This window comes from Yersinia entomophaga, from assembly GCF_001656035.1.
Taxonomy (GTDB): Bacteria; Pseudomonadota; Gammaproteobacteria; order Enterobacterales; family Enterobacteriaceae; genus Yersinia; species Yersinia entomophaga.
In genome coordinates, this window is record NZ_CP010029.1 from 160,871 (window position 1) to 184,775 (window position 23,905).

Here is a 23,905-nt window from a genome sequence, read left to right on the forward strand (position 1 = left end):
CTCAGACTAATGGTTTACTAAGAACTTATATTATCAGATAGCTAATATCTTATATTAATAAGTGCAGCGTTATTCTGACTTGCCTTTTTGGATAAAAGGCGTGAGTTGCTTTGACATCCAGTCGGCAATAAACGGCTGCGCCTCGGCGTTAGGATGCAAGCTATCGTCCTGCATCCATTCAGGTTTTACCGCTACCTGCTCCATAAAGAAAGGCAGTAGCGGAATTTCGGCCTGCTGTGCCAATGTCGGATACAGTGCGGCGAATGACTCGGTATAGCGGCGACCATAATTAGGTGGAATGCGGATTTGCATTAACAATGGTTGTGCCTCGGCCTCTTTAACCAGACTGATGATTTGCGCCAAATCCCGCTGAATATCCTGCGGGGGAAATCCGCGCAGCCCGTCATTGGCACCTAATTCAATCAATACCCAGCGGGGCTGATGTTGTGCCAACAGTGCGGGAAGCCTTGCCAGGCCTTGCGCGGCGGTGTCGCCACTGATACTGGCGTTGACGACTTTAGGATGAGCAGGCAGCGTTTGCCATTGCTTGTCCAGACGGGTAGCCCAGGCTTCGGCAATGGGTAGGCGATAACCGGCGCTTAAACTGTCGCCCAAAATCAATAATGTATCGTTTGCAGTAGCGCGCAGACTGAATAATCCCAACAGTAGAAGGAAGGGAAGATGCCAGCGGAAAACGTTCTTGAAGTTCATCATCTTAATAAACACGTTGGTCAGGGTGAGCATCAGCTTTCCATCCTTACTGGAGTTGAGCTGGTTGTCAAACCCGCACAGACAATTGCCCTGATTGGTGAGTCTGGCTCCGGTAAATCGACCCTGCTAGGGATTCTGGCAGGTTTGGATGATGGCAGCAGCGGCGAAGTCAGCCTGTTGGGGCAGTCTTTGACAGCAATGGATGAGGAAGGGCGCGCGCAAGTACGGGCGAAAAACGTCGGATTTGTTTTCCAGTCATTTATGCTAGTGCCAACGCTGAACACGCTGGAAAACGTTCAGTTGCCTGCGTTATTGCGTGGGGAAAGCGATCGTCAGAGCAAAGCTCAAGCCACGGAATTATTGCAGCAATTGGGGCTGGGGGAACGTCTGCATCATCTGCCTGCTCAGCTTTCCGGTGGAGAACAGCAACGCGTCGCACTGGCTCGGGCATTTAGCGGTCGCCCGCGGGTATTGTTTGCCGATGAACCCACGGGAAATCTGGATCGTCAAACCGGCGACCGCATCGCCGATCTGTTGTTTTCTCTGAATCGAGATTACGACACCACGCTGATTCTGGTCACGCATGATGAACAACTGGCGGCGCGCTGCCAGCGGCGTTTGCGCTTGCGGGATGGCAAGCTGTGGGAGGAAGCATGATTTGGCGTTGGTTTTGGCGGGAATGGCGCTCGCCATCCTTATTAATTGTCTGGTTAGCGTTGACTCTGGCCGTCGCCTGCGTATTGGCGTTGGGCAGCATCAGCGACCGAATGGAGAAGGGCCTCAGCCAGCAAAGCCGTGATTTTCTGGCGGGTGATCGGGTATTGAGCGCTTCTCGTCCGGTATCAGAGGGATGGTTGTTAGATGCGGAACAGCAAGGGCTAACTCTCAGTCGCCAACTGTCGTTTACCACCATGACTTACGCCGGTGATAGACCGCAATTGGCGGATGTAAAAGCTACTGACAGCGCTTATCCGTTGTACGGAACGCTGAAAACCCGGCCGGAGAATGCGCGGCTGGAACCGGGCACCGTGTTGGTGGCTCCGCGGCTGCTAACTTTATTGGGTGTTAACGTTGGCGATAGGCTGGAGGTGGGGGATGCGTCGCTGCGTATTGTCGGGGAAGTGCTGGAGGAACCAGACGCCGGATTCAATCCTTTCCAGACTGCGCCGCGCATTCTGATTAATCTGGCCGATGTGGAAAAAACCGGCGCAGTGCAGCCGGGTAGCCGTTTGACCTATCGCTATATGTTTGCCGGCTCGCCGGATAACATTCAGCGCTTCGGCGATCAGATAAAACCGGAATTACAGCCCGATCAACGCTGGTACGGTTTGCAGGAATCGGGTGGCGCACTGGGGAAATCCTTGCAGCGCTCGCAGCAATTTTTACTGTTATCGGCGTTGCTGACGCTGTTACTTTCCATTGCCGCCGTTGCGGTCGCCATGGGGCATTATTGCCGTAGCCGCTATGATTTGGTGGCGGTGCTGAAAACGTTGGGGGCGGGCAAGGCCGCGCTGAGAAAGCTGATTGTCGGCCAATGGATATCGGTACTGACGCTGGCGGCATTGTGCGGTAGCGCGATAGGGCTGCTATTTGAACGACTGCTGATTTCCATGTTGGCGCCAGTGCTGCCTGCTGCATTACCCGCCGCCGGACTCTGGCCGTGGCTGTGGTCCATCGGCTCCCTGATTCTGATTTCCCTGCTGGTGGGATTGCGCCCCTATCGTCAGTTATTAGCGACTCAGCCGTTACGAGTGTTGCGCCGGGATGTGGCGGCAAATGTCTGGCCGCTGCGCTATTTCATCCCGTTAATGTTATTAGCGGTGATCGGAGTTCTGGCGCTGTTAATGGGCGGCAATACCTTGCTGTGGGCGATTTTGGGCGGCTTGCTGGTGCTGTCACTGTTATTGGGCTGTATCGGCTGGGGCAGCCTATTATTGCTGCGTCGACTGACGGTGACGCGCTTGCCACTGCGTTTGGCGATCAATCGTCTACTGCGTCAGCCTTGGATGACATTGACCCAACTGGCAGCATTTTCGCTGTCGTTTATGTTGCTGGCGCTGCTATTGGTCCTGCGCGGTGATCTGCTGGATCGCTGGCAGCAGCAATTACCGCCGGACAGCCCCAACTATTTCCTGTTGAATATGACCAAGGAGCAGGTGCCGCAGGTCAGTACTTTCCTCAATCAACACCAGATTATGCCAACCACGTTCTATCCGATTGTGCGGGTGCGCATGACGGAAATTAACCAGCAGCAAGCGACCGAGCGGGTGCATGAAAACGATCCGGGAGGAGAGGCGGTCAACCGGGAGCTTAATCTGACCTGGTTACCGGATTTACCGGCTCATAATCAGTTAACTGACGGGAAGTGGCCGCCAAAAGCGGATGAAGTATCGATGGAGCAGGGCGTAGCCGAGCGGCTTGGTATCAAGCTGGGCGACACCTTAACCTTCAGCGGCGATACGCAGTCGTTTTCGGCCAAAGTGAGCAGTATTCGCAAAGTAGATTGGGAAAGTTTGCGGCCTAACTTCTACTTTATTTTCCCGCCGGGAGCCTTGGATAAACAGCCGCAAACCTGGCTAACCAGCTTCCGTTATAACGGTAACGAGCAGTTATTGACTCAATTGAACCGCCAGTTCCCTACGTTAAGCCTGCTGGATATAGGCTCGATGTTGAAACAGGTCGGTCAGGTATTGCAGCAGGTGAGTCGGGCGTTGGAAGTTATGGTGGTGCTGGTCATGATCTGTGGCACTTTGCTGTTATTAGCGCAGGTGCAGGTGGGAATGCGCCAGCGGCGCCAGGAACTGATGGTTTATCGGACTTTAGGCGCGGGGAAGCGCTTGCTATGGGGGACGTTATGGTGCGAATTTGCCCTGCTAGGGCTGGTGGCGGGCATGGCCGCCGCTATAGGTGCCGAAGCTTCACTGTGGGCGTTGCAACGGCTGGTATTTGATTTCCCGTGGCAGCCTAATTGGATATTGTGGTGGATGTTGCCGTTGCTTGGCGCACTGTTATTGTCTTTATGTGGCAGTTGGCTGGGCGCTCGTCTGCTGCGCGGAAAGGCTTTGTTCCGCAGCTACGAAGGTTAACAACCAAGGCTAAATATCGGTTATCAGCATTGGTTAGATGATAAAGAAAAGGGCAGCCATTGGCTGCCCTGATTCTACTAACTGACTCTGCGATAAAACCGAGGCGTTTATGGCATCTCCGTTATTGCTTATCCCAGTTTTTTCTGCGCCCAGCGCAGGGCGCTTTGATATTCATTTGGTAGCAAGGGTGACAACTCGTTCAACGTTTCGGCCAATTGTTTTTCCGCCGGATCGGTGAGATTCAAATGCCCGACTTTACGCCCATCGCGCACTTCTTTTTCGTACCAATGCAGATGAACCAGAGGCTGTGAAAGCCATGCCAAATTAACCGCAGTGCCGATGAGATTCACCATGACCGAAGGGGTGCTAACCACCGGTTTTGGCAGTGGTAAATCCAGAATAGCGCGCAGATGCAATTCGAACTGGCTGATGGACGCGCCATTTTGCGTCCAGTGACCGCTGTTGTGTACGCGGGGAGCCAGTTCGTTGATCAGCAGGTTGTCGCCGACGATAAAGCATTCCATCGCCATCACGCCGACATAACCCAGCTCATTCATAATGGCGGACAACATGCTTTCTGCCTGAGCCTGCAATTTGGCATCTGGCTGCGGTAACGCTACGCTGATACGTAAAATGCCGTCTTCATGCAGATTATGGGTTAGCGGATAAAATACCGTTTCCCCATCATGGCTACGTGCGCCAATCAGAGAAACTTCGCCAGAAAAATGAATGCCTTGCTCGACGATGCACTCACCGTAGGCGTCCGCAGGCAGGCTATCTTGCTCGCCGGGACGTAAACGCCACTGCCCACGTCCGTCATAACCGCCGACGCGACGTTTAACAATCGCCAGCTCACCCAGAGAAGCAAACACCTGCGGCCACTGTTCGGCATTAGCGAGTAATTGCCAAGGCGCGGTGGCTAAATTCAGGCTATCCAACAATTGCTTTTGCGTCAGGCGATCGGCCAAACGCGGGAAAATATCTCGGTTAACGAAGGCGTTGTGAGTAGCCAATTCGCGGGTCAGTGCGGTTTCCGGCCAGCGCTCAATTTCAGCGGTAATCACACTATTCTGATAAGGCACGGCTTCGGGTTCTGCGTCCAATCCTACTGGATAAACGGCGATTCCCAGCGGCTCTCCGGCCTGACGCAGCATGCGCCCCAACTGCCCGTTACCTAATACGCAAACCGGCTTCATGCATCCTCCCGCGGATCGGGATTATTCAGCACTTCATCAGTTTGGTTTTGACGCCACGCAGCCAGACGCCCTGCGAGAGTTTTATCGTGCAGCGCTAAAATCTGTGCTGCCAGCAGCGCCGCGTTGGCTGCGCCTGCTTTGCCAATCGCCAGCGTCCCCACAGGGATACCGCGCGGCATTTGCACAATGGAATAAAGGCTGTCTACGCCGCTCAGCGCTGCGCTTTGTACCGGCACGCCCAGCACCGGCACCAGCGTTTTCGCCGCCAGCATACCCGGAAGGTGCGCTGCGCCACCGGCACCGGCAATGATCACATCCAGTCCATTAGCGTCTGCCTGTTCGGCAAAACTGAATAATTTATCCGGGGTACGATGAGCGGAAACCACTTCCACATGGAAAGGGACATCCAATTCGGTGAGCACGTCAGCAGCGAACTGCAGGGTGGCCCAGTCACTTTTAGACCCCATAACTATTGCGATTTTAACCCCGGCTGTGATAGCCGAATCGAGGTTGGCTCCCATGGGTGTAAAGCTCCTGTGATTGTGCAAACGTCGGCCAGAGCGAATTGTGTCTGGCGAAGAGGGCGTAGAGCATACCATGAGCCACAGGCAAGGAAAACGGTTGCGTAGCTGGTTTTTGTACGAAAAAGCAGGATTTTTCAGGATTTGGCAGTAAGGTTTAAAACGGGAATTCGATCAGCTCGATAGCTTCAGGAGTGACGCAAATCATCGATCCTTCCACATGCCAGGCACCCAATACGGCGCGATGTACGGTTTTATCTGCCAGTTTAAGGGGATGAATCGCTGGACGATGTGTATGACCGTGAATCATCCACTCCACGCCATTGCGTTGGAAAGCATCAATCACAGCTGCGTTATTCACATCCATAATGGCTTCGGATTTGTCTTTATTATTCTGTTGGCTGTTTTTCCGCATCGAAGCGGCAATGCGTAAACGCCAGGAAAGAGGTAAGGACAGGAATAACCATTGGATAATGGGATTGTGAACCCGGCGACGAAAATGCTGATAATCCGCATCATCTGTGCATAACGTATCGCCATGCAGGATTAAAATTTTGCGACCATACAGTTCGAGAGTTTGTTCTTCTGGCAGCAGCATCATACCGCTTTCGGCAGCAAAACGTTTTCCAACTAAAAAATCACGGTTGCCGTGAATGAAGTAGCAGGGAATTCCCCGATGGTGCAAGTCTTTCAGGGCACTGGCGACCTGACGATACAGCGGCAGCGGATCGTCATCACCAATCCACGCTTCAAATAGATCGCCTAGGATATATAAAGCGTTGGCGTGAATGGCTTCGCGCTGTAAAAAACGCAGAAAACCGGCAGTAATTGCCGGTTCCTGAACGCTAAGATGCAAATCTGCTATAAAAAGCGTGCGCATTCCGTCGCAATTACTCGCTAACGGTAACGCTTTTGATGATCACATCTTCTTTTGGAACGTCCTGATGCATGCCGCTACGGCCGGTTGCAACGCTTTTGATTTTATCAACAACGTCCATACCTTCGACCACTTCAGCGAATACGCAGTAGCCCCAGCCGTCAGCGCGCTCTGAACGGAAGTTCAGGAAGTCGTTGTCAGCTACGTTAATGAAGAATTGAGCGGTAGCAGAGTGCGGATCGTTAGTCCGCGCCATTGCCAAAGTACCACGGGTGTTTTTCAGGCCGTTGTTCGCTTCGTTCTTGATTTGCGCACCTGTTTCTTTCTGGTTCATGCCAGGCTCAAAACCGCCGCCCTGAATCATGAAACCATCGATAACACGGTGGAAAATAGTGTTGTCGTAGAAACCTTTACGGCAGTAATTCAGGAAGTTTTCAACGGTAGCCGGCGCTTTGTCAGCGAAAGTATTGATGACGATGTCGCCGTGATTAGTATGAAAAGTAACCATAATAATATTCCTGCTAGTGTAATATGTGGAATCACAAAGTGAGTCGCTACTCTTTAGACGGCTCTTATAACACATCTGCCGGATTGAGTCAGTATTCGCGCCTTTCCAACCCGCTCTGGCCAGGAGAGGCAGAAAAGCATTAGTGGGGCAATGTGGCTGATTAATAAAGCTATTTATAACCCAATAAATTCACCGCTTTCATCCGCGCTTTTTATCATCACCTTTAAACGTCAAACCGCTTAAAATTGCGTTATTCAGTAGGTTTTACCGATGGCTGACCTTGCAATGCAATAAGGATCGCGTTTCAATATATCCTTGGGTTATTTAAGCGCCCATTTTTGGTAATATCCTGTTTATATTCACGCGTACGCGCCTAGCAAAAAACCACGGAATGTCCCGATGCTAAAGATTTTTAATACACTGAGTCGCCAAAAAGAGGAATTCAAGCCTATTCATGCCGGGAAAGTTGGCATGTACGTGTGCGGGATCACCATCTATGACCTGTGTCACATTGGGCATGGTCGTACTTTTGTTGCCTTCGATGTTGTTGCGCGTTATCTGCGTTATTTAGGCTATTCTCTGACTTATGTCCGGAATGTCACCGACGTTGACGACAAAATCATTAAACGCGCGGCAGAAAATAATGAAACCTGCGATCAGCTGACTTCCCGCATGTTGGCTGAAATGCATAAAGATTTTGATGCGCTGAACCTTCAGCGCCCGGATTTGGAGCCGCGAGCCACTCACCATATCACTGAAATCATTGAACTGGCGCAGCGCCTGATCGAGCGTGACCATGCCTACGTAGCGTCAAACGGCGATGTGATGTTCGCGGTAGATAGCGATCCGGATTACGGTTTGTTGTCTCGTCAGGATTTGGAACAGCTTCAGGCTGGCGCACGGGTCGAAATTGCCGATGTGAAACGTAATCCAATGGATTTCGTGCTGTGGAAAATGTCCAAGCCGGGTGAGCCAAGCTGGGAATCACCTTGGGGGCCGGGGCGTCCGGGCTGGCACATTGAATGTTCCGCGATGAACGGCAAGCAGTTGGGCGCGCATTTTGATATTCACGGCGGCGGTTCTGATCTGATGTTCCCGCACCATGAAAATGAAATTGCTCAGTCTACCTGCGCCCATGATGGCCCTTACGTCAACTACTGGATGCATTCCGGTATGGTGATGATCGACAAAGAAAAAATGTCGAAATCGTTGAACAACTTCTTCACTATTCGCGATGTTTTGGCGTATTACGATGCGGAAACCGTGCGCTACTTCCTGATGTCTGGACACTATCGCAGCCAATTGAACTACAGCGAAGAAAATCTGAAACAGGCTCGCGCCTCTCTGGAGCGTTTGTACACCGCTTTGCGTGGCACCGATGCAAACGCTACGCCAGCCGGCGGAGCTGAGTTTGAAGCCCGTTTCCGTGAAGCTATGGACGATGATTTTAATACACCGGAAGCCTATTCTGTTCTGTTTGATATAGCTCGTGAAGTCAATCGTCTGAAAGCGGAAGATATGGCAGCGGCCAACGGCTTGGCGGCAGAGCTACGCAAACTGGCGCACGTTCTCGGATTATTGGAGCAAGATCCGGAGCAATTCCTGCAAAGTGGCGCACAGGCTGATGATGATGAAGTGACCAAAATTGAAGCGCTGATTAAACAACGGAACGATGCTCGTGCCAGTAAAGACTGGGCAATGGCAGATTCAGCTCGCGATCAGCTCAACGAAATGGGTATCGTGCTGGAAGATGGGCCGCAGGGCACCAGTTGGCGTCGTAAGTAGCAGATAAGTGGTTTTGATTTGATGTAAACGGTGGGTTCCCATCTTTGAAGATGTGGAATCTTGCTGAATAACCTTGAGTGGCGGTAATAAAAATATCAAAGAAAACATTGCGGTGCTGATAGCTATCAGTAACCGCAATGCTCTTTATGAAGCTTAGGCTTTAACCTGTACGGTCATCCCCTGAAACTCCACGATTTGGTCTGCCAGAATTTTGCAGCGCTTGCGCGTTTCTACTTTTCCGTCAACTTTGACCAGACCATCGGCAATCACCATTTTTGCTGATGCGCCGCTGTCGTTCCACCCTTGAAACTTCAGCAGATCGCACAGTTCAACATGAGGGTGATTTTCCAACTGAAAAATTTCCATGACTATCCTTTAAATCAATTTGTGTTGATGTCGTGATATTCCTCGCAGGCTTGCAAGGTATTTTGAATCAGAGTTGCTACGGTCATTGGCCCGACACCGCCGGGAACCGGAGTGATCCAGCCAGCGCGTTCAACGGCAACATCAAACTCTACGTCACCCACTACTTTACCACTTTCCAGACGGTTGATACCGACATCAATGACGATTGCGCCCGGTTTAATCCAGTCACCCGGAATAAAGCCCGGTTTACCGACCGCAACCACCAGCAAATCGGCACGTTCGACGTGTGAACGCAGATCCTGAGTAAAGCGGTGAGTGACGGTAGTGGTACAGCCCGCCAGCAGTAGCTCCAGGCTCATAGGACGACCGACGATGTTGGATGCGCCAACTACAACGGCATTCAGGCCGTAGGTGTTGATGCCGCTACGCTCAAGCAGAGTAACGATGCCGCGTGGCGTACAAGGGCGGAGTTTTGGCGCACGCTGGCACAGGCGGCCTACGTTGTAAGGATGGAATCCGTCCACGTCCTTATCAGGATTAATGCGTTCCAGTACTTTTACGTTGTCGATACCGGCAGGCAACGGCAATTGAACCAAAATGCCGTCAATCTCTGGATCTTGGTTCAGCTTATCAATCAAAGCCAGCAGTTCGGCTTCTGAAGTGCTGGCGGGCATATCGTATGAACGAGAAAGGAATCCCACTTCTTCACAGGCTTTGCGCTTACTGCCGACATAAATCTGTGAGGCCGGGTTTTCACCAACCAACACTACCGCAAGGCCTGGGGCGCGTTTACCTGCCGCCAAACGCTGTTGAACCAGTGCAGCAACTTCAGTTCTAACTTGCTGCGCAATCGTTTTACCGTCAATAATTTTTGCTGACATCAGTGGAGGAGTCCATCAATTAAAAAAGCGGGAATCCCTCTATTTTGTCAGAAGCGAGGCGTGCTGTCAGGCGTAGAATAACGAATAAATGTACAGGTGAGTGGTTGTAAGGCGAAAACCCATTGACTCGCGGGTGTCTGCCCGTATAATCCAACTCCGCAACTGACCATCCGCAGCAAGTATTCTGTGGAAAATCAACAACGCGCCCTTAGCTCAGTTGGATAGAGCAACGGCCTTCTAAGCCGTAGGTCACAGGTTCGAGCCCTGTAGGGCGTACCATTTTCAAGTCAATGCACCTCTACTGAATTCGCTTCTTCTCCTTTATACTCCCTGAAATTAATGGATTTTTCTGTCCCGAGCTCTACCGAGGTCAACTCAGTTATACCCAAATCAAGTGGTATCTGGGGGCCTTTGAGGGGGCTCATCGTAATGGTCTAATCATTCCGGACACTTTGTTAGAGATATAATGAGCAACACTAACGAGGTGAGAATGCGAAAAAAATCATTTACTCATGAGTTTAAACAAGAGTGCGTCAATCTGGTTCTTCAACATAAGTACCCGGTGAATCAGCCTGCCGAAACAATGAATATTGGCCTTTCAACCTTTCAACCTTACAACCTTTCAACCTTACAACCTTACAACCTTTCAACCTTACAACGCTGGCTAAGGCAGTATCGCGGAGAGATCCGCGGAAACACACCGATAGCCAGTGCTATAACACCGGAACAACAGCGAATACAAGAACTTGAAAAGCAGGTACGGCAGTTGCAGAGCGACAATGACCTGTTAAAAAAGGCTTCGGCCTTCTGTAAGTATCCCAGCTTTAGTTCCACACACTTTTTGAGATTTCCGGTTTCTCAGCCATCAGCCGATATTCTTCCGGCGTCAGATTATTCAGGGATTCATGAGGCCGCTCACTGTTGTATTCATTCAGCCAGCGCTCCGTTATTTCCCGTGCTTCATTCAGTGTTCTGAACAGATAAAAATCCAGTATTTCGGTCCGGTACGTTCGGTTAAACCGTTCGATAAACGCGTTCTGTGTTGGTTTGCCGGGCTTGATAAATTCCAGCATCACGCCATGGTCTTCAGCCCATTGTGCCAGCGCCAGTGATATCAATTCCGGCCCGTTATCCATCCGCATCTTCAGCGGATAGCCACGGTTTGCCGCTATTCTGTCCAGCACCCGCACAATGCGCTGCGCCGGAATATTCAGGTCAATTTCGATAGCCAGAGCCTCGCGGTTAAAATCATCCACGACGTTGAAAGTCCGAAAACGTCGGCCACATGTCAGCGCGTCGTGCATAAAATCAATCGACCAGCTTTGGTTGAGGGCTTCCGGCGTGGCCAGCGGCGCCGGATTACGCACCGGCAGGCGTTGTTTCCCTTTACGACGAAAATTCAGTTTTAGCAGACAGTAAATCCGGTGTATGCGTTTGTGGTTCCAGGCGTATCCCTGCCTGCGAAGCACCTGAAAAAGCTTCTTAAATCCATAGCGGGGATAGCGTTCAGCCGCCTCAGTCAGCCTCTGGATCACCGGTTCATCACGTCGTGTATTCGGTTGATAACGAAACACCGTCCTGCTCAGCGATAACGTCCTGCATGCCTGRCGTATGCTCATCGTAAACTGCGTGGTCAGATAGTTGACGAGCTCACGCTTTATCGCTGGTTTTAAAGCTTTTTTTCGATGACGTCTTTCAGCGCACGGCATTCCAGACTCAGGTCGGCAAACATCTGCTTCAGACGGCGATTCTCGTCTTCTAGATCTTTGATTTTTTTGATATCAGCGGCTTCCATCCCGCCATATTTCGCCTTCCAATTGTAATAGCTGGCTTCGGAAATAGCAGCCTCGCGGCACACATCTTTGACGGTCCTACCCGCTTCGACGGACTTCAGTACGGCGATGATCTGGTGCTCGGTAAATCGGATCTTGCGCATAAGGATCTCCTCAGGTGACATCATCAGTATGTCGGAAGATCTCTAAAAGTGAATGGGCCGTTTAAGCGGGATACTTACACTTCTTCGCCATGGAAATGAACAACGACAAAAAGTCGCGGTGAAACTGAAGAAGGCCGGCGCAAACATCCAACAGGTATGCCGCTGCTTATCGCTCACGCGCAGCGTGTTTTATGCCCGTAGTCGTCGGCCAGTGATCAAGCCCGATGTTCTGATGTTGCACGCGGCGGCTAAGCATGTTCACACTGAAATGGATGCCACATATGGCAGCCGGCGCATATGCATCGAGTTACGGGAGCAGGGTTTTAACGTGGGCAGATACCGCGTTCGGCAGATAATGAAAACCTTATTACTGATTGCTAAATGCCCCGGGCGTCATCGCTATTCACGCGGCGAAAAATCCGCTGTCGTGGCTGCTAATCTGTTGAACCGGCAGTGTAATCCAGAAACATTGAATACTTGGTGGTCAGGTGATATCACCTATCTGCGTACCGCTCAGGGTTGGTTATATTGGGCTATCGTGATGGACCTATGTTCAAGAAAAATAGTGAGTTGGCCCTTCTCAGACAAGCCGGACAGCGACTTGACTGTTCGGGCCTTAAGGCTGGCGGTCAATAAACGACGACCCACAGGGTCTGTGGTGCTCTATAGCGTTCAAAGGGCACAATATACCAGCGCCCAGTTCCAGTGCTGTCAACAGGAACTGGATGTTACAGGTACCCCTGACCACACTCAACGCCAACAAACCAGAAGAAGAAAGGATGACTATCAGGCAGAGCAAGTATCTGAATAACCTAATGGAGTAGGATCACCGGAATATCAAACGCCGAACACGGCCGATGCTGGGATTTAAATCATTTCGGCGGGCGCAGAGGCATCGAGTTGGTACAGATGATACGTAAAGAGCAACTTCAGCATCCCGCGGGTGCGCATTTATCACCGGCGGAATAATTTTATTTGTTGGCAGCCTAAAATATCGGCAGCGCAACTTTTGCTGACTCTGCTCTGTTAATGCTACAGAACCTTTTTTACCAGCAATGCCTGAAGCATGGCTCATGGGGTAGCGTCTGATTGTTGTTACCCCCAATCACTTTGAACCCTGATTCGTTCAGTGTTCTCATCAGATAATCCTAGAAATGTACTAACTCCTCATGATGCGTGAGCCAGCACTGCTGGTCAGGGCAGAGCGTCTGGTGGCTGCGGGCATATCCGGGAAGGGAATGAAGTCGCCATAGGTGTTACGCCACAGAACACCGTCTTCCACCTGCCGCAGTTCACTCTCCCAGAACAGGCTCCAGCCTCGCCCCAACACATCAATTTCAGTTGCGGTGTTGGGGGGCATATTTAGCGCTTAAATAATGGGATGAAGTGTGGGGATTGCTCACTATGGTAATGCGAATGAGTTTTAATAATGGTATATCTTATAATTAGAAAATCTTTAGGTTTCTTTACAAATAAATAAAAACGCGATCGAGATCAAATACTTGGAACACCAAAAATATCATCTTTGTGTTATCAATTTAACGCAGGGTGTTATATGAAAATTAAAGACTTTTTTGTTATGACCACGCCTTCAAGACGTCGATATGGTGTCGCTTTCTTTGTTGGTATTATTGCTGGCATAATGTCAGCTTTTGTAAAGTGGGGCGCAGAGGTCCCGTTGCCACCTCGTACATTCTCCGGCGGACGAGACGAATTTAATCCCCCTTATTTATTTCTGAGAGATTATCTCGGTATTGACCCAACTCAGGCTGTCTATCATTTCTCTGAGCACATCATTAATCCGGTGCATGTAACTCATATCATTTTCTCTCTGGTTTTTGCGATCGGTTATTGTTTGGTCGCCGAAGTCTTTCCTAAAGTTAAATTATGGCAGGGGGTAATGGCGGGTATTATTGCAACGGTTGCCGTGCACTGGATTAGTTTCCCTCTATTGGGATTAACTCCACCGCTATCAGGTCTACCTTTTGATGAATATCTCTCAGAATTAGTTGGGCATATTTTCTGGTTCTGGGCTATTGAAATGATCCGCCGTGATTTAAGAAACCGGATAACCCATGAGCCTGATGCGGAAGTACCGCTCGATTCACCTTTCCGCTAAATGTTGCTCGAGGATCTTAACCCACACTTTGTTGTGGGTTTTTTTACGCCTTGAAATTGTCCGGTATAAACGATCGTCTACGGGTACACATGCATAATTCCATTGTATTGGATAAGATTTTTATTAGAAGAGGTTTAAAGCATGAATTCTAGGGAGGAAAAGACGGTTAAAGCTGAGGCGTTGGGGAGATCGGCTACGTTGCAGGACGAAAGCAACTTCCGTCCTGCATTGAAACTTAAATATATATTAAGCTTCGATTGGCGCACGCCAGTCGTCAGCACCTGAAGTGCCAGCGGTAGTGTGTTCCCAGTTGATTTTACGATATGACAGAGATACGCGCACTAATTGAGTAAACTCGGTTTTAGTGCTGTCTTGGCAATGTGGCATTTTGCAATCGATATCAATAATAGTGGCATCTTCTAATTCAGTTGTGAAGAAGTGCTCTTGTTTACCTTCCACAGAAGTGCGGTACCATTTTAATTCTACTTTAGGCAACATTTCACCTGAAGCCAGTGCGTTATAAAGCAAAGGAACAGCCTTGTTTAATGCAACTGTAAAACGGAATGGTTTATGAGCACGTTGACCGGACGGCTGTCCAGATTGTGGATCTGTAGGCACGGTAACAACGTGTTCAAATTCCTGTACCAGCATTTCATCTTCATGACCCTGTACAAATATATTACCAACAGATTCAGCAGTGAATGAACCTGCTGTAATGTTGCCTTGTGTCTTACCGGTAATGGAGATATAGCATGGAGTTGGCATTGAGAATATCCTATAAAAGTGAGTTGGTATTGAACCCTAAATGACGCTAATAACCTGTAATTGAATATTCCAGGTGCCGGTTATTGCATTGTATACACAGAGCAAGACCTTATCGTCGACGCCACTATAATCAGCCAAAAGCAAATCTCCAAACCTCACAATGAGGATAGTTAATTAGTAAAAACACCATTAGTTTAAAAAATTAAAATAATTGCAAAATCAGAATAATCATCTTTATGGTCTATTTTTTTAGATCTAATTTTGTGCGAACTTATTTATTCAAAAAAATAAATAATTTACAACTCATTGTTATTGATGTTTTTTGTAAATTAAATTTAAAAAAATATTTGATCATGTGTGTATTGAGACGAACTTCAAATAAATAATGATGGATAGTTACCTAGTTATTTTTTCTATGGACTTTTTGCGGTGAAATAAGGGAAAATCCCTTGGAGATGCATTTTTTCCCAATCATTTAATTAATTTTTGCATCATGTGGAAATAACCTGCCTGACCCGATCAGCGCTGAGATTAAGGAATATCCAAGAAAATTTTGGTTAAGTATTCCTGTGCGTCGCATTGACTCATCTTGAGAAAAATAAGTTATTTCTTAAATTCTTAGGATAATTCTTGGATTTATAACCGAAAGGTAATGTGGATATGAGTAAGGATAATTCGAGTAGTGTCGCTCCTAAGGAAAGGATCAACATTAAATATGTCCCGAATACCGGTGACCAGGTTGCGGAAGTTGAATTACCGTTAAATCTGATGGTAGTCGGCGATCTGAAAGGGGTTAGAGAAGATACGCCAATTGAAGAACGGCAGGTTGTTTCTATTAACAAAAATAACTTCAATTCCGTAATGAATGAAGCTGGGATTAATCTTACTTTTAACGTTCCGAATCGTTTAGATGGTAACGGCGAAGAAGATATGCCGGTGACATTGCCTATTAATTCACTTAGCGATTTCTCGCCGGATAATGTGGCCAAGAAAGTTCCTGAACTGAATAAGTTATTAGAACTGCGTGAAGCATTAGTGGCGTTAAAAGGCCCGCTTGGAAACATCCCTGCATTCCGTTCACGTCTGCAAGACTTGCTTTCTAATCAAAGCGTCCGTGAACAGCTTCTGAAAGAGCTGGAAATACTTAACCAAAAGTAATTGGTCTGGATACAAGGAATTTTAAGTATGTCTGTACATGAAGAGAACGCAGCCACGCTTGCACCGGCAGCGAGTACCACTTCCTTGCTTGATGAGATTATGTCTCAAGCACGCATGGCACCGGAAAACGACGGTTATGATATTGCGAAACAGGGCGTGGCGGCATTTATCTCCAGTATTCTTGATACCGGCGTTAATGAAGAGCCAATCAATAAGCTGTTAGTGGATAAAATGATCGTTGAGCTGGATAAGAAACTCAGCGCTCAAATGGATGAAATTCTTCACGCAGAAGCATTCCGTGAGCTGGAAGCCTCGTGGCGCGCGCTGAAACTGTTGGTGGATCGCACTGATTTCCGTGAAAACATCAAAATCAATATTATGCATGCGACCAAAGATGAGTTGCTGGAAGATTTTGAATTTTCACCAGAGATTGTTCAATCCGGTTTCTATAAGCATGTTTACTCTTCAGGTTATGGTCAGTTCGGTGGGGAACCTACCGCTGCGGTAATCGGTAACTATGCGTTCAGCAATTCTTCCCCTGATATGAAGCTGTTGCAGTACGTCAGTGCCGTGGGCGCTATGGCTCATGCGCCATTCCTGTCGTCTGTGGCTCCCGATTTCTTCGGTGTAAGTAGTTTTACCGAGCTGCCGGGTATTAAAGATCTGAAATCCGTATTTGAAGGCCCGGCTCACACCAAATGGCGTGCGCTGCGTGAGTCCGAAGACTCTCGCTATCTTGGCCTGACAACACCGCGTTTCCTGCTGCGTCTGCCGTATTCAACCGTTGAAAACCCGATTAAAAACTTCAACTACCACGAAGATGTCAGTAAAAATCACGAGCATTTCCTGTGGGGCAACACCGCTTATTTGCTGGCATCTTGCCTGACAGATAGCTTTGCCAAATATCGCTGGTGTCCGAATATTATCGGCCCACAAAGCGGCGGCGCAGTGAAAGATTTGCCAGTGCATCTGTACGAAGCAATGGGTCAGATTCAGGCAAAAATTCCTACCGAAATTCTGATTACCGATCGCCGGGAATTTGAACTGGCAGAAGAAGGTTTTATTACGCTAACCATGCGTAAAGGCAGCGATAACGCCGCGTTCTTCTCTGCTAACTCAGTGCAGAAACCAAAGAACTATCCAAATACCCGCGAAGGAAAAATGGCAGAAACCAACTACAAGTTGGGGACCCAATTGCCATACATGTTCATTATCAACCGCTTGGCGCACTACATTAAAGTGCTTCAGCGCGAGCAGATAGGGTCATGGAAAGAGCGTCAGGATCTGGAGCGTGAACTGAATATCTGGTTGAAACAGTACATCGCCGATCAGGAAAACCCACCGACTGATGTTCGTAGCCGTCGCCCGCTGCGTTCCGCTCAAATCCAGGTCTTGGATGTTGAAGGGGATCCAGGCTGGTATCAGGTTGCGATGTCAGTGCGCCCTCACTTCAAGTATATGGGGGCAAGTTTTGAGCTGTCATTGGTAGGCCGTCTGGATAAGGAATAATCCGACATGGCAGCGCTGTTAAGTTGGGAGCGAGGAAGCTCCTCCAGCTTGTTTGAGCGTATACAGGGGGAAGGCTCCGGCCTTTCCCGTCGTGCGCGGGCAGACGATTTGCTGGTCTCAATAAAAGGACATTTGAACAAAGTCCTCAATGCCCGCCCCGGTGGTTGCCAGAGTTCGGTAGAGCTAGGCGTTATTGATCTCAATGATGCTACCTCAACGGCAACGGATTTTCGGCGCAGCATTGAGCACGCCATCAAAAACTGTATTGAGAGTTACGAACCCCGTATCTCATCCGTATCCGTGCATGCAGAAACCAATGATGGCGATCCGCTGCTGTTGAATTTCCGTATCAGCGCGCAGGTGAGCTTTGACAACATCGGCGATCTGGTGGAGTTCAATATTCAGTTGGATAACAACCGGCACTACCGTTTTGATCAGGATTTATAATGTCGTTCGAAAAATATTTCAGAGATGAACTGGACTATCTCAGACAGCTGGGACGAGATGCCGCCGTTGAAAGACCGCATCTGGCGACCTTTTTATCTGAGCAGGGTTCGGACCCTGATGTCGAACGGTTATTAGAGGGTTTTGCCTTCCTGACCGGGAACTTACGGGCTAAGATCGACGATCAGTTCCCTGAGTTGACCCACGGTTTGCTGAATATGCTGTGGCCGAACTATTTACGGCCCACGCCTAGCATGACCATTATCGAATACACCCCTGATGAGAATGTGGTGACCGAGGCGGCGTTGGTCAAACGTGGCACGCAGATTCTCAGCAATCCGATTGCCGATGAGGATTTTGTCAGCACTTCCCCGAAATCTGGGGCGCAATGCGTGTTTACTTTGTGTCGCGACATCTGGTTGTTCCCGATGGCGATTCGCGATATCACGGTGAACAATAGTAACGAGCAAGGCATTATTGGCATTAATTTCCAGGCTAAAAACGAGCTAAATTTCCAACACTTACAGTTGAATAAGCTGCGTTTCTATTTAGGCGAAGAAGCTTATACCAGTACGCAAATCTACCTGTGGATCAGCCACTATTTTGAGCGCGCGGAGCTGGTGGTTAACGATATTACTATCCCGATGCCGGATTTTGACTTTGTTCCGGTGGGTTTTGATCGTCAGGATGCGCTGCTGCCGTACCCAAAAAATGCCTATATGGGCTACCGAATTTTGCAGGAATACTTCTGTTTTCAGGAAGGTTTTCTGTTCTTTGATGTTTGCGGTATTCCGGATTTGCCGGGGCATCTGAAAGCCAGCGAATTTACGCTTAATCTGCATTTTTCTCAGGCGTTGCCGCCTGATGTCAAGGTGCGGCCAACGACCTTCCGTATGCACTGTACGCCGGCGGTGAACCTGTTCCAGCATGATAGTGAAGCCATTGCGCTGGATGGCACTCAGGCCGAATACCCGCTGCGTGCCAGTTATCACCATCCCGATCGCTACGATATTTTCTCCATCGATAAAGTGGATAGCTGGCTAAGTGAGAAGGGCGACGGCAAAGGGCGCTCCCGCGGAAGAGCGCGAAACTACACGCCGTTTGAAAGCTTCGATCACCAAATCGAGCATGTGGGTGAACGCCATGCTCTTTATTACCACCTACGAGTGAAAAAATCCTTATTCCGCAAAGGGTTCGAACATTACATCGCCTTTGTTCGCGGAGACGAATCTCAGCTTTTACACGCCGAAGAAAATGTTTCCGTCAGCATGACCTGTACCAACCGTGAGTTGCCGATGCTACTGCGGGTGGGGGATATCAATCAGCCGACCAAAGATAACCCGTCATTTGCTTCATTCCGCAATATTACCCGGCCTTCTGTGCCGCTTTATCCGGTACTGGACGGCAGCCTGCATTGGTCTTTGCTGTCAAATATGTCTCTTAACTATATGTCTCTGCTGGAGAAAGATGCGCTGAAGCAGATTCTGCGCACCTACGATTTACCCAGTATGAACAACCGCCAAGCAGCACGGGTTTCGCAGAAAAAACTGGATGCTATTCAGCGAATCGATACCAAACCGGTGGACCGTCTGTTTGCTGGTGTGCCGGTACGCGGGCTGCAATCCACGCTGTATCTGGCGCAAAGCGCCTTTAACTCCGAAGGCGAGCTGTATTTGTTCAGCACCATTCTGGCTCACTTTTTCTCACTCTATGCCAGCGTCAATGCCTTTCACATTTTGAAAGTGGTCAATACCGATAATCAGGAATGTTATGAATGGCCGGTTCAGATAGGTCAACATGCGTTGATGTAGTGCCCGGAGACGAGTCTCTAGACGTCTCCCGCTATAACTTTTTTCAGCTGGTAGAACTGCTTAATCAGCTCTCGGGTAAAAAACTATCCTCGCAGGGGGAGGCGGTAGCCTACCCGGCGGGCGAGAGTATTCGCTTCAGATCCAGCGCCAGCCTGGCTTTCCCAACGCGGGATGTGGTGGCGCTGGAAAAGTCGGAGCGCGGTCAATATCAGTTGGAAGTGTCCTTTCTCGGTTTGCACGGCAGTCAGTCGCCGATGCCCGGTTATTACCTGGATTCACTGGCCTGGGAAGATGCACAGAATGAAAACCGCCTGACGGATTTCCTTAATGTATTCAATCATCGCCTGATCACTTTATTACATCAGGTGTGGCGGAAATACCGCTATCACATCTGTTTCGAAGACGGCGGTGTGGATGATTTCTCTCAACGCATGTTTGCGCTGGTGGGGCTGGGTAGTGAGGTTATTCGCAACAAACTTCAAATTAATCACAGCAAAATGCTGGCTTACGCCGGTTTGCTGGCCAGTCCGGGGCGTTCGCCGGAGGTTATCTGCGGGCTGGTTTCCCACTGTTTCGATTTACCCGATGTAGAACTGCACAGCTGGCAATTGCGTCAGGTCAATATCGACCCGTCTCAGCAAAATCGCTTGGGCGGACGGGAGAAGATTCGCGGCAAAAAGTATCTGGAAAAATCAGTGCTGGGCAGCAATTTCACTATCGGTTCTCGCGTCGCGGATCGCAGCGGCAAGTTCATGCTTTGCATCAACAATTTATCTCGCGAGCGCTTCCTTTCCTTTTTACCTAACGGCGAAAACTATCAGCCATTAGTGATGTTTGTTTCGTTCGTGATGCGCGATCAGTTCGCGTGGGATTTGCGTCTCGGGCTCGCCAGCAAGCAGGTCAGTGGCATGGTACTTGGGGCAGACCAAAATAATTTACTCGGTTGGACCAGTTTTTTAGGCGATCCGGAAGAGAAACCCGACGTAACCATCTGCGTCATGGAATGACAACCCGCATTCAGGAATAGAGAAAATGGAAAAACAACAGCCAACCCTCACACTGCGGGTGCTAAACAGCGACAAATTGGAAAGTGGTAAAGCGGCCAGCTGCCTGTTCGATATTCAGGGGGGCCGAGTCGGCAGTGGCAGCAGCAATTTGTGGTCGATTCAGGATCAAATGTCCTCGGTTGATGGCGCTCAGTTTGCCGTGGAATGGCAGGATGGCGCGTTCTGCCTGCGCGTTTTGGGGCAACCGGTCATGGTTAATCAGGCCAGCTTAACCCGCGATGCTGGTTTTATCCGCCTACAGGCGGGGGACAAAATTAACGTTGGCATGTTAGCCATGAGCTGTCACATCGGTCATACGCTGGCCGATCGGCAAGATCCGCTGACGTTATCTCCTGAATCATTGGTTTCCAGCTATAGCAATCCGCTGGAGGCGATGATGGAAGGAGGCGAACCGCCGCGCGGTGCAGAAGCGCCTTATCAGGGTAATCTGGCCGCGACTGTTTCCAACGACTTTAGTCAGGATCCGCTGCGTATTTTACAAAGTGAGAGCCTGACGACGTTAACGCAGTCGCCCGCGACCGACCCCGATGCCAGTCAATCCCTACAGCAGGATCGCTACAGCAGCCCTCTGTTTTCTTCACCGCTATCAGATACCGCCAAGGACAGTGCCATGGATCAGGAATTTATCGACCTGCCTCATATCAACCGCCTTACCGCCATTGATCAATCAGAAACGTTGGAAATGCGTGAGCAACAGCACGTCGCTATGACCCCGCTGATGCGTGGCATTGATGCGCAATTGCCGATTAATAATAGCCAGGAAGCCCATGATTTTCTGGAGGAAATCGGCAAAACAATGAAAGCGGCCATCGACGGCTTATTGGCGTTACAGCAGGTGCAGCACGGATTATCGGATAAACATTTGCGTCCGATTGAGGATAACCCGCTACGGCTGAATCTGGATTACGACACCACGATGAATGTGCTGTTTGCCGATCAGAAAAGCCCGGTGCATCTGGCCGCACCGGCGGCGGTGGCGGAGAGCCTGAATAATGTCCGTTTACACCATCAGGCTAATCAGGCGGCAATTGGAGCGGCGTTGGCAACCATGCTGGACGCGTTTTCACCGCAGCATTTGCTGGCGCGTTTTGCGCATTATCGTCGCAGCAATGAACGGCAGGAAATGGACGCCGCCTGGGCGTGGGAGATGTACAACAGCTATTACCAGGAATTGGCCTCCAGCCGTCAGCAAGGCTTTGAGAAACTGTTTTGGGAAGTTTATGCGCAATCTTATGACCGCGCCTTACGTCAGGGATTGCAGGAGAGCGCGCAATGACACGCATCGCGAGTCATTCACTGGCCGTGTTGTTGCTGGTTCTGTTATTGCCGGGATGCAGTAGCACTTGGGAAGCGACGAAAAAAGTTGGTCAGGTGATGTGGGATCCCAGTATTCCCGTGGGTGTGAAGGACGATCAGCCTTCAACGGTGCAAATCACTCTGCTGGCCGAAGCGGATATTAACCCCAATGACAGTGGCGAAGCTGCGCCGCTGGAGATTCAGGTGATTTATCTGAGCGAAGATTCCAAATTATTGGCCGCCGATGACGATCAGCTAACCAGCGAAGAATTAGAAAAAGTGTTGGGCAAAAACTACATCGACCATCAGGACTACACCCTGTTGCCCGGTCAGTACAAACCTTTGCCGCCGATTAAGTTGAAAGCAGAGAACCGTTATCTCGGCGTTGTCGGTCATTACACCGACGCGGAAAAAGCCGAATGGAAAAAAATTATTCGTATCGACGGCGTTGGGCACAACTACCAGGTGTTAGTGCATGTTCGGGCGAACGAAATTGATCTCAGGAAAGAGGAAGAATAGCGATGCCAACCAAGAATCGCGTGATTTGGCGAGAAGGGCTATTTATCAAGCCGCAGCATTTCCAGCAGCAACAGCGCCATAACGACTATGTGTTGCACAGTCTTTTATCTTCATTAATGGACTATGGCTACGGATTTCGGTCGTTAGTATTGAATCACGAATTATTAAAACTGGGGCGCGTGGGCATTACTTCAGCCAGCGGTACGCTGCCGGACGGCTCGGTATTTGATATTCCGAATCAGGATCACACCCCAAAACCTTTGGATGTGAACAATCTGAATGACGCCGCCAGTCGTGATATTTATCTGGCGTTGCCGATGCAAAACGACGCAATAAACGAAGTGGCCAACGCGCAAAGCAGCGGAGTAGGCGCTGTTCGATATCAAGAGCGCAGCGATAGCGTGCGAGACTTGCATACTCAGGGCGGCGATGTGAGCGACCTGGCATTAGCGCAGTTAGCGCCACGTTTGATGCAAGGTTCCGAAGATCTCAGCGCTTTTACCGTTTTGCCGCTGTGTCGCATCAAGGAAAGGCGTCCAGACGGAGCCATTGTTTTAGACGCGGAGTTTATTCCAACCTGCACTTCGATTTCGGTTTCTCCTGAACTCAAACGCTTTATGGATGAAGTTGAGGGAACGCTGGTAGAACGCGCCAAACTATTGGCTAAGCGTATCGGTTCCCCCGGCCAGCAAGGGATTGCGGACGTGGCCGAATTTATGATGCTGCAATTGTTTAACCGCGTGCAGCCATTGTTCACCCACAGTGCCTATCTCTCCACGTTACATCCGCAAGAGTTCTACTGCCAATTGGTGCAAACCTGCGGCGAGCTGAGAACCTTTACCGATGAGTCGCGTCTGGCCGGTATTTTCCCGGTGTATAACCACGATAATCTGACGGACAGTTTTGTTCCGCTGATGTTGGCGATGCGTCAGGCGCTCAGTACCGTTCTGACGCCGCGCGCCATATCAATTCAACTGATGGTGCAGGCTCACGGCATTCGGGTGGCAACGATTAACGACCGCGATCTGCTGCGTAGCGCCGATTTCGTGTTGGCTATTCGGGCACAGATTCCACAGGAACAACTGCGTCGCCAGTTTATTCAGCAAACTAAAATCACTTCCCTGGAAAAAATCCGCGATCTGGTCAGCGTCCAGCTTCCGGGCGTGCCGCTGGTGGCGTTATCTGCTGCGCCGCGTCAGTTGCCTTACCATTCTGGATACACCTATTTCATGCTGGATCAGCAAAGTCAGGCCTGGAAAGACATTCAGCAAAGTAATGCCATTGCGTTCCACGTATCCGGCGACTTCCCAGAGCTGGATATGCAGTTCTGGGCGATCAGGAGCAGCTAAC

General features: G+C 49.7%; 23 protein-coding genes, 1 tRNA gene and 1 pseudogene. 15 read left to right on the plus strand and 10 right to left on the minus strand.

Features of this window, described 5'->3' with window-relative positions:
• Positions 1–69 precede the first annotated feature (69 nt).
• A complete protein-coding gene (gene tesA, locus PL78_RS00835; RefSeq protein WP_064512354.1) occupies positions 70–711 on the minus strand; it encodes a multifunctional acyl-CoA thioesterase I/protease I/lysophospholipase L1 in 642 nt (213 codons plus the stop codon).
• On the opposite strand from tesA, the gene ybbA reads away from it, so the two are divergent.
• On the plus strand, positions 682–1,368 hold the full coding sequence (gene ybbA, locus PL78_RS00840) for a putative ABC transporter ATP-binding protein YbbA (protein ID WP_064512356.1): 687 nt from the start codon (positions 682–684) through the stop codon (positions 1,366–1,368). The genes tesA and ybbA overlap by 30 nt on opposite strands.
• Positions 1,365–3,797, plus strand: a complete 2,433-nt coding sequence (ybbP, locus tag PL78_RS00845; protein ID WP_064512359.1) for a putative ABC transporter permease subunit YbbP — start codon at positions 1,365–1,367, stop codon at positions 3,795–3,797. The genes ybbA and ybbP overlap by 4 nt, the downstream gene beginning before the upstream one ends.
• Before the next feature lie 128 nt (positions 3,798–3,925).
• On the opposite strand, the gene purK is transcribed toward ybbP, so the two are convergent.
• The 4 genes from purK to ppiB all read right to left on the minus strand — a co-directional run bounded on the left by purK (position 3,926) and on the right by ppiB (position 6,899).
• Complete coding sequence (gene purK, locus PL78_RS00850; RefSeq protein ID WP_064512361.1) at positions 3,926–4,993, minus strand: 5-(carboxyamino)imidazole ribonucleotide synthase; 1,068 nt, start codon at positions 4,991–4,993, stop codon at positions 3,926–3,928.
• Positions 4,990–5,514, minus strand: a complete 525-nt coding sequence (gene purE, locus PL78_RS00855) for a 5-(carboxyamino)imidazole ribonucleotide mutase (protein WP_064512362.1) — start codon at positions 5,512–5,514, stop codon at positions 4,990–4,992. Before purE ends, purK begins: the two co-directional genes overlap by 4 nt.
• A 157-nt stretch (positions 5,515–5,671) precedes the next feature.
• Complete coding sequence (locus tag PL78_RS00860; protein WP_064512364.1) at positions 5,672–6,394, minus strand: UDP-2,3-diacylglucosamine diphosphatase; 723 nt, start codon at positions 6,392–6,394, stop codon at positions 5,672–5,674.
• A 10-nt stretch (positions 6,395–6,404) separates the two neighbouring features.
• Positions 6,405–6,899: a peptidylprolyl isomerase B gene (gene ppiB, locus PL78_RS00865; protein WP_049598676.1), complete on the minus strand. Its 495-nt coding sequence runs from the start codon at positions 6,897–6,899 to the stop codon at positions 6,405–6,407.
• A gap of 399 nt (positions 6,900–7,298) precedes the next feature.
• Between ppiB and cysS the strand changes: the two genes are divergently transcribed.
• The gene (cysS, locus tag PL78_RS00870; protein ID WP_064512366.1) at positions 7,299–8,684 is read left to right on the plus strand and encodes a cysteine--tRNA ligase; all 1,386 of its coding nucleotides are present in this window, start codon (positions 7,299–7,301) and stop codon (positions 8,682–8,684) included.
• Positions 8,685–8,837: 153 nt separating this feature from the next.
• Here cysS and ybcJ read toward each other — a convergent pair whose 3' ends face one another.
• A complete protein-coding gene (gene ybcJ / locus PL78_RS00875; protein ID WP_064512368.1) occupies positions 8,838–9,050 on the minus strand; it encodes a ribosome-associated protein YbcJ in 213 nt (70 codons plus the stop codon).
• Positions 9,051–9,064: 14 nt separating this feature from the next.
• Positions 9,065–9,931 (minus strand): bifunctional methylenetetrahydrofolate dehydrogenase/methenyltetrahydrofolate cyclohydrolase FolD, encoded by an 867-nt coding sequence (gene folD / locus PL78_RS00880; protein WP_064512370.1) that lies wholly within the window; start codon positions 9,929–9,931, stop codon positions 9,065–9,067.
• Positions 9,932–10,133: 202 nt separating this feature from the next.
• Here folD and PL78_RS00885 point away from each other — a divergent pair.
• A tRNA-Arg gene (locus PL78_RS00885) sits at positions 10,134–10,210 on the plus strand.
• A 545-nt stretch (positions 10,211–10,755) separates the two neighbouring features.
• On the opposite strand, the gene PL78_RS00890 is transcribed toward PL78_RS00885, so the two are convergent.
• A protein-coding gene (locus tag PL78_RS00890) for an IS3 family transposase (RefSeq protein WP_145933944.1) occupies positions 10,756–11,867 on the minus strand; the annotation gives its coding sequence in 2 pieces (ribosomal slippage) (positions 10,756–11,606 and positions 11,606–11,867; 1,113 coding nt in all).
• Positions 11,868–11,919: 52 nt separating this feature from the next.
• On the opposite strand from PL78_RS00890, the gene PL78_RS00900 reads away from it, so the two are divergent.
• Together PL78_RS00900 and PL78_RS19890 are read left to right on the plus strand one after the other, a co-directional pair.
• A complete protein-coding gene (locus tag PL78_RS00900; protein ID WP_128821911.1) occupies positions 11,920–12,678 on the plus strand; it encodes an IS3 family transposase in 759 nt (252 codons plus the stop codon).
• Positions 12,608–12,836: pseudogene (locus tag PL78_RS19890) on the plus strand (DDE-type integrase/transposase/recombinase); the annotation flags it as partial. The gene PL78_RS00900 and the pseudogene PL78_RS19890, both read left to right, overlap by 71 nt.
• A 190-nt stretch (positions 12,837–13,026) precedes the next feature.
• On the opposite strand, the gene PL78_RS20090 reads toward PL78_RS19890, so the two are convergent.
• Positions 13,027–13,227, minus strand: a complete 201-nt coding sequence (locus PL78_RS20090) for a hypothetical protein (protein ID WP_128821910.1) — start codon at positions 13,225–13,227, stop codon at positions 13,027–13,029.
• 195 nt (positions 13,228–13,422) lie between these two features.
• Between PL78_RS20090 and PL78_RS00905 the strand changes: the two genes are divergently transcribed.
• Entirely contained in the window at positions 13,423–13,986 is a 564-nt protein-coding gene (locus PL78_RS00905) for a YagU family protein (RefSeq protein WP_064512375.1), read from the plus strand.
• A 246-nt stretch (positions 13,987–14,232) separates the two neighbouring features.
• On the opposite strand, the gene PL78_RS00910 is transcribed toward PL78_RS00905, so the two are convergent.
• Positions 14,233–14,751 (minus strand): Hcp family type VI secretion system effector, encoded by a 519-nt coding sequence (locus PL78_RS00910; protein WP_049602039.1) that lies wholly within the window; start codon positions 14,749–14,751, stop codon positions 14,233–14,235.
• 660 nt (positions 14,752–15,411) lie between these two features.
• On the opposite strand from PL78_RS00910, the gene tssB reads away from it, so the two are divergent.
• The 8 genes from tssB to tssK are packed head-to-tail and all read left to right on the plus strand — an operon-like array spanning position 15,412 to position 23,904.
• Positions 15,412–15,909, plus strand: coding sequence for a type VI secretion system contractile sheath small subunit (gene tssB / locus PL78_RS00915; RefSeq protein ID WP_064512376.1), 498 nt, complete (start codon positions 15,412–15,414; stop codon positions 15,907–15,909).
• Between the two features lie 27 nt (positions 15,910–15,936).
• On the plus strand, positions 15,937–17,418 hold the full coding sequence (gene tssC / locus PL78_RS00920) for a type VI secretion system contractile sheath large subunit (protein WP_049602045.1): 1,482 nt from the start codon (positions 15,937–15,939) through the stop codon (positions 17,416–17,418).
• Positions 17,419–17,424: 6 nt separating this feature from the next.
• Positions 17,425–17,865, plus strand: coding sequence for a type VI secretion system baseplate subunit TssE (tssE, locus tag PL78_RS00925; RefSeq protein ID WP_064512378.1), 441 nt, complete (start codon positions 17,425–17,427; stop codon positions 17,863–17,865).
• Positions 17,865–19,673 carry a type VI secretion system baseplate subunit TssF gene (tssF, locus tag PL78_RS00930; protein WP_064512380.1) on the plus strand — a complete coding sequence of 603 codons (1,809 nt, stop codon included), beginning with the start codon at positions 17,865–17,867 and terminating at the stop codon, positions 19,671–19,673. The genes tssE and tssF overlap by 1 nt, the downstream gene beginning before the upstream one ends.
• Positions 19,637–20,680, plus strand: a complete 1,044-nt coding sequence (gene tssG, locus PL78_RS00935) for a type VI secretion system baseplate subunit TssG (protein ID WP_049602054.1) — start codon at positions 19,637–19,639, stop codon at positions 20,678–20,680. Before tssF ends, tssG begins: the two co-directional genes overlap by 37 nt.
• Before the next feature lie 25 nt (positions 20,681–20,705).
• Positions 20,706–22,016, plus strand: coding sequence for a type VI secretion system-associated FHA domain protein TagH (tagH, locus tag PL78_RS00940; RefSeq protein WP_064512382.1), 1,311 nt, complete (start codon positions 20,706–20,708; stop codon positions 22,014–22,016).
• Positions 22,013–22,555 (plus strand): type VI secretion system lipoprotein TssJ, encoded by a 543-nt coding sequence (gene tssJ, locus PL78_RS00945; protein WP_064512384.1) that lies wholly within the window; start codon positions 22,013–22,015, stop codon positions 22,553–22,555. Before tagH ends, tssJ begins: the two co-directional genes overlap by 4 nt.
• Before the next feature lie 2 nt (positions 22,556–22,557).
• Complete coding sequence (gene tssK, locus PL78_RS00950; RefSeq protein ID WP_064512386.1) at positions 22,558–23,904, plus strand: type VI secretion system baseplate subunit TssK; 1,347 nt, start codon at positions 22,558–22,560, stop codon at positions 23,902–23,904.
• Position 23,905 lies beyond the last annotated feature (1 nt).

What these genes read in the sequence shown, in the direction of transcription:
- tssB (WP_064512376.1), top strand. Translation starts at nt 15,412, where the DNA reads ATGAGTAAGGATAATTCGAGTAGTGTCGCTCCTAAGGAAAGGATCAAC.
- purK (WP_064512361.1), bottom strand. Translation starts at nt 4,993, where the DNA reads ATGAAGCCGGTTTGCGTATTAGGTAACGGGCAGTTGGGGCGCATGCTG.
- tagH (WP_064512382.1), top strand. Translation starts at nt 20,706, where the DNA reads ATGGAAAAACAACAGCCAACCCTCACACTGCGGGTGCTAAACAGCGAC.
- ppiB (WP_049598676.1), bottom strand. Translation starts at nt 6,899, where the DNA reads ATGGTTACTTTTCATACTAATCACGGCGACATCGTCATCAATACTTTC.
- PL78_RS20090 (WP_128821910.1), bottom strand. Translation starts at nt 13,227, where the DNA reads ATGCCCCCCAACACCGCAACTGAAATTGATGTGTTGGGGCGAGGCTGG.
- ybcJ (WP_064512368.1), bottom strand. Translation starts at nt 9,050, where the DNA reads ATGGAAATTTTTCAGTTGGAAAATCACCCTCATGTTGAACTGTGCGAT.
- tssF (WP_064512380.1), top strand. Translation starts at nt 17,865, where the DNA reads ATGTCGTTCGAAAAATATTTCAGAGATGAACTGGACTATCTCAGACAG.
- tssE (WP_064512378.1), top strand. Translation starts at nt 17,425, where the DNA reads ATGGCAGCGCTGTTAAGTTGGGAGCGAGGAAGCTCCTCCAGCTTGTTT.
- tssK (WP_064512386.1), top strand. Translation starts at nt 22,558, where the DNA reads ATGCCAACCAAGAATCGCGTGATTTGGCGAGAAGGGCTATTTATCAAG.
- purE (WP_064512362.1), bottom strand. Translation starts at nt 5,514, where the DNA reads ATGGGAGCCAACCTCGATTCGGCTATCACAGCCGGGGTTAAAATCGCA.
- tssC (WP_049602045.1), top strand. Translation starts at nt 15,937, where the DNA reads ATGTCTGTACATGAAGAGAACGCAGCCACGCTTGCACCGGCAGCGAGT.
- cysS (WP_064512366.1), top strand. Translation starts at nt 7,299, where the DNA reads ATGCTAAAGATTTTTAATACACTGAGTCGCCAAAAAGAGGAATTCAAG.
- folD (WP_064512370.1), bottom strand. Translation starts at nt 9,931, where the DNA reads ATGTCAGCAAAAATTATTGACGGTAAAACGATTGCGCAGCAAGTTAGA.
- PL78_RS00905 (WP_064512375.1), top strand. Translation starts at nt 13,423, where the DNA reads ATGAAAATTAAAGACTTTTTTGTTATGACCACGCCTTCAAGACGTCGA.
- tssG (WP_049602054.1), top strand. Translation starts at nt 19,637, where the DNA reads ATGGCCGGTTCAGATAGGTCAACATGCGTTGATGTAGTGCCCGGAGAC.
- PL78_RS00900 (WP_128821911.1), top strand. Translation starts at nt 11,920, where the DNA reads ATGGGCCGTTTAAGCGGGATACTTACACTTCTTCGCCATGGAAATGAA.
- tssJ (WP_064512384.1), top strand. Translation starts at nt 22,013, where the DNA reads ATGACACGCATCGCGAGTCATTCACTGGCCGTGTTGTTGCTGGTTCTG.
- tesA (WP_064512354.1), bottom strand. Translation starts at nt 711, where the DNA reads ATGAACTTCAAGAACGTTTTCCGCTGGCATCTTCCCTTCCTTCTACTG.
- PL78_RS00910 (WP_049602039.1), bottom strand. Translation starts at nt 14,751, where the DNA reads ATGCCAACTCCATGCTATATCTCCATTACCGGTAAGACACAAGGCAAC.
- PL78_RS00860 (WP_064512364.1), bottom strand. Translation starts at nt 6,394, where the DNA reads ATGCGCACGCTTTTTATAGCAGATTTGCATCTTAGCGTTCAGGAACCG.
- ybbP (WP_064512359.1), top strand. Translation starts at nt 1,365, where the DNA reads ATGATTTGGCGTTGGTTTTGGCGGGAATGGCGCTCGCCATCCTTATTA.
- ybbA (WP_064512356.1), top strand. Translation starts at nt 682, where the DNA reads ATGCCAGCGGAAAACGTTCTTGAAGTTCATCATCTTAATAAACACGTT.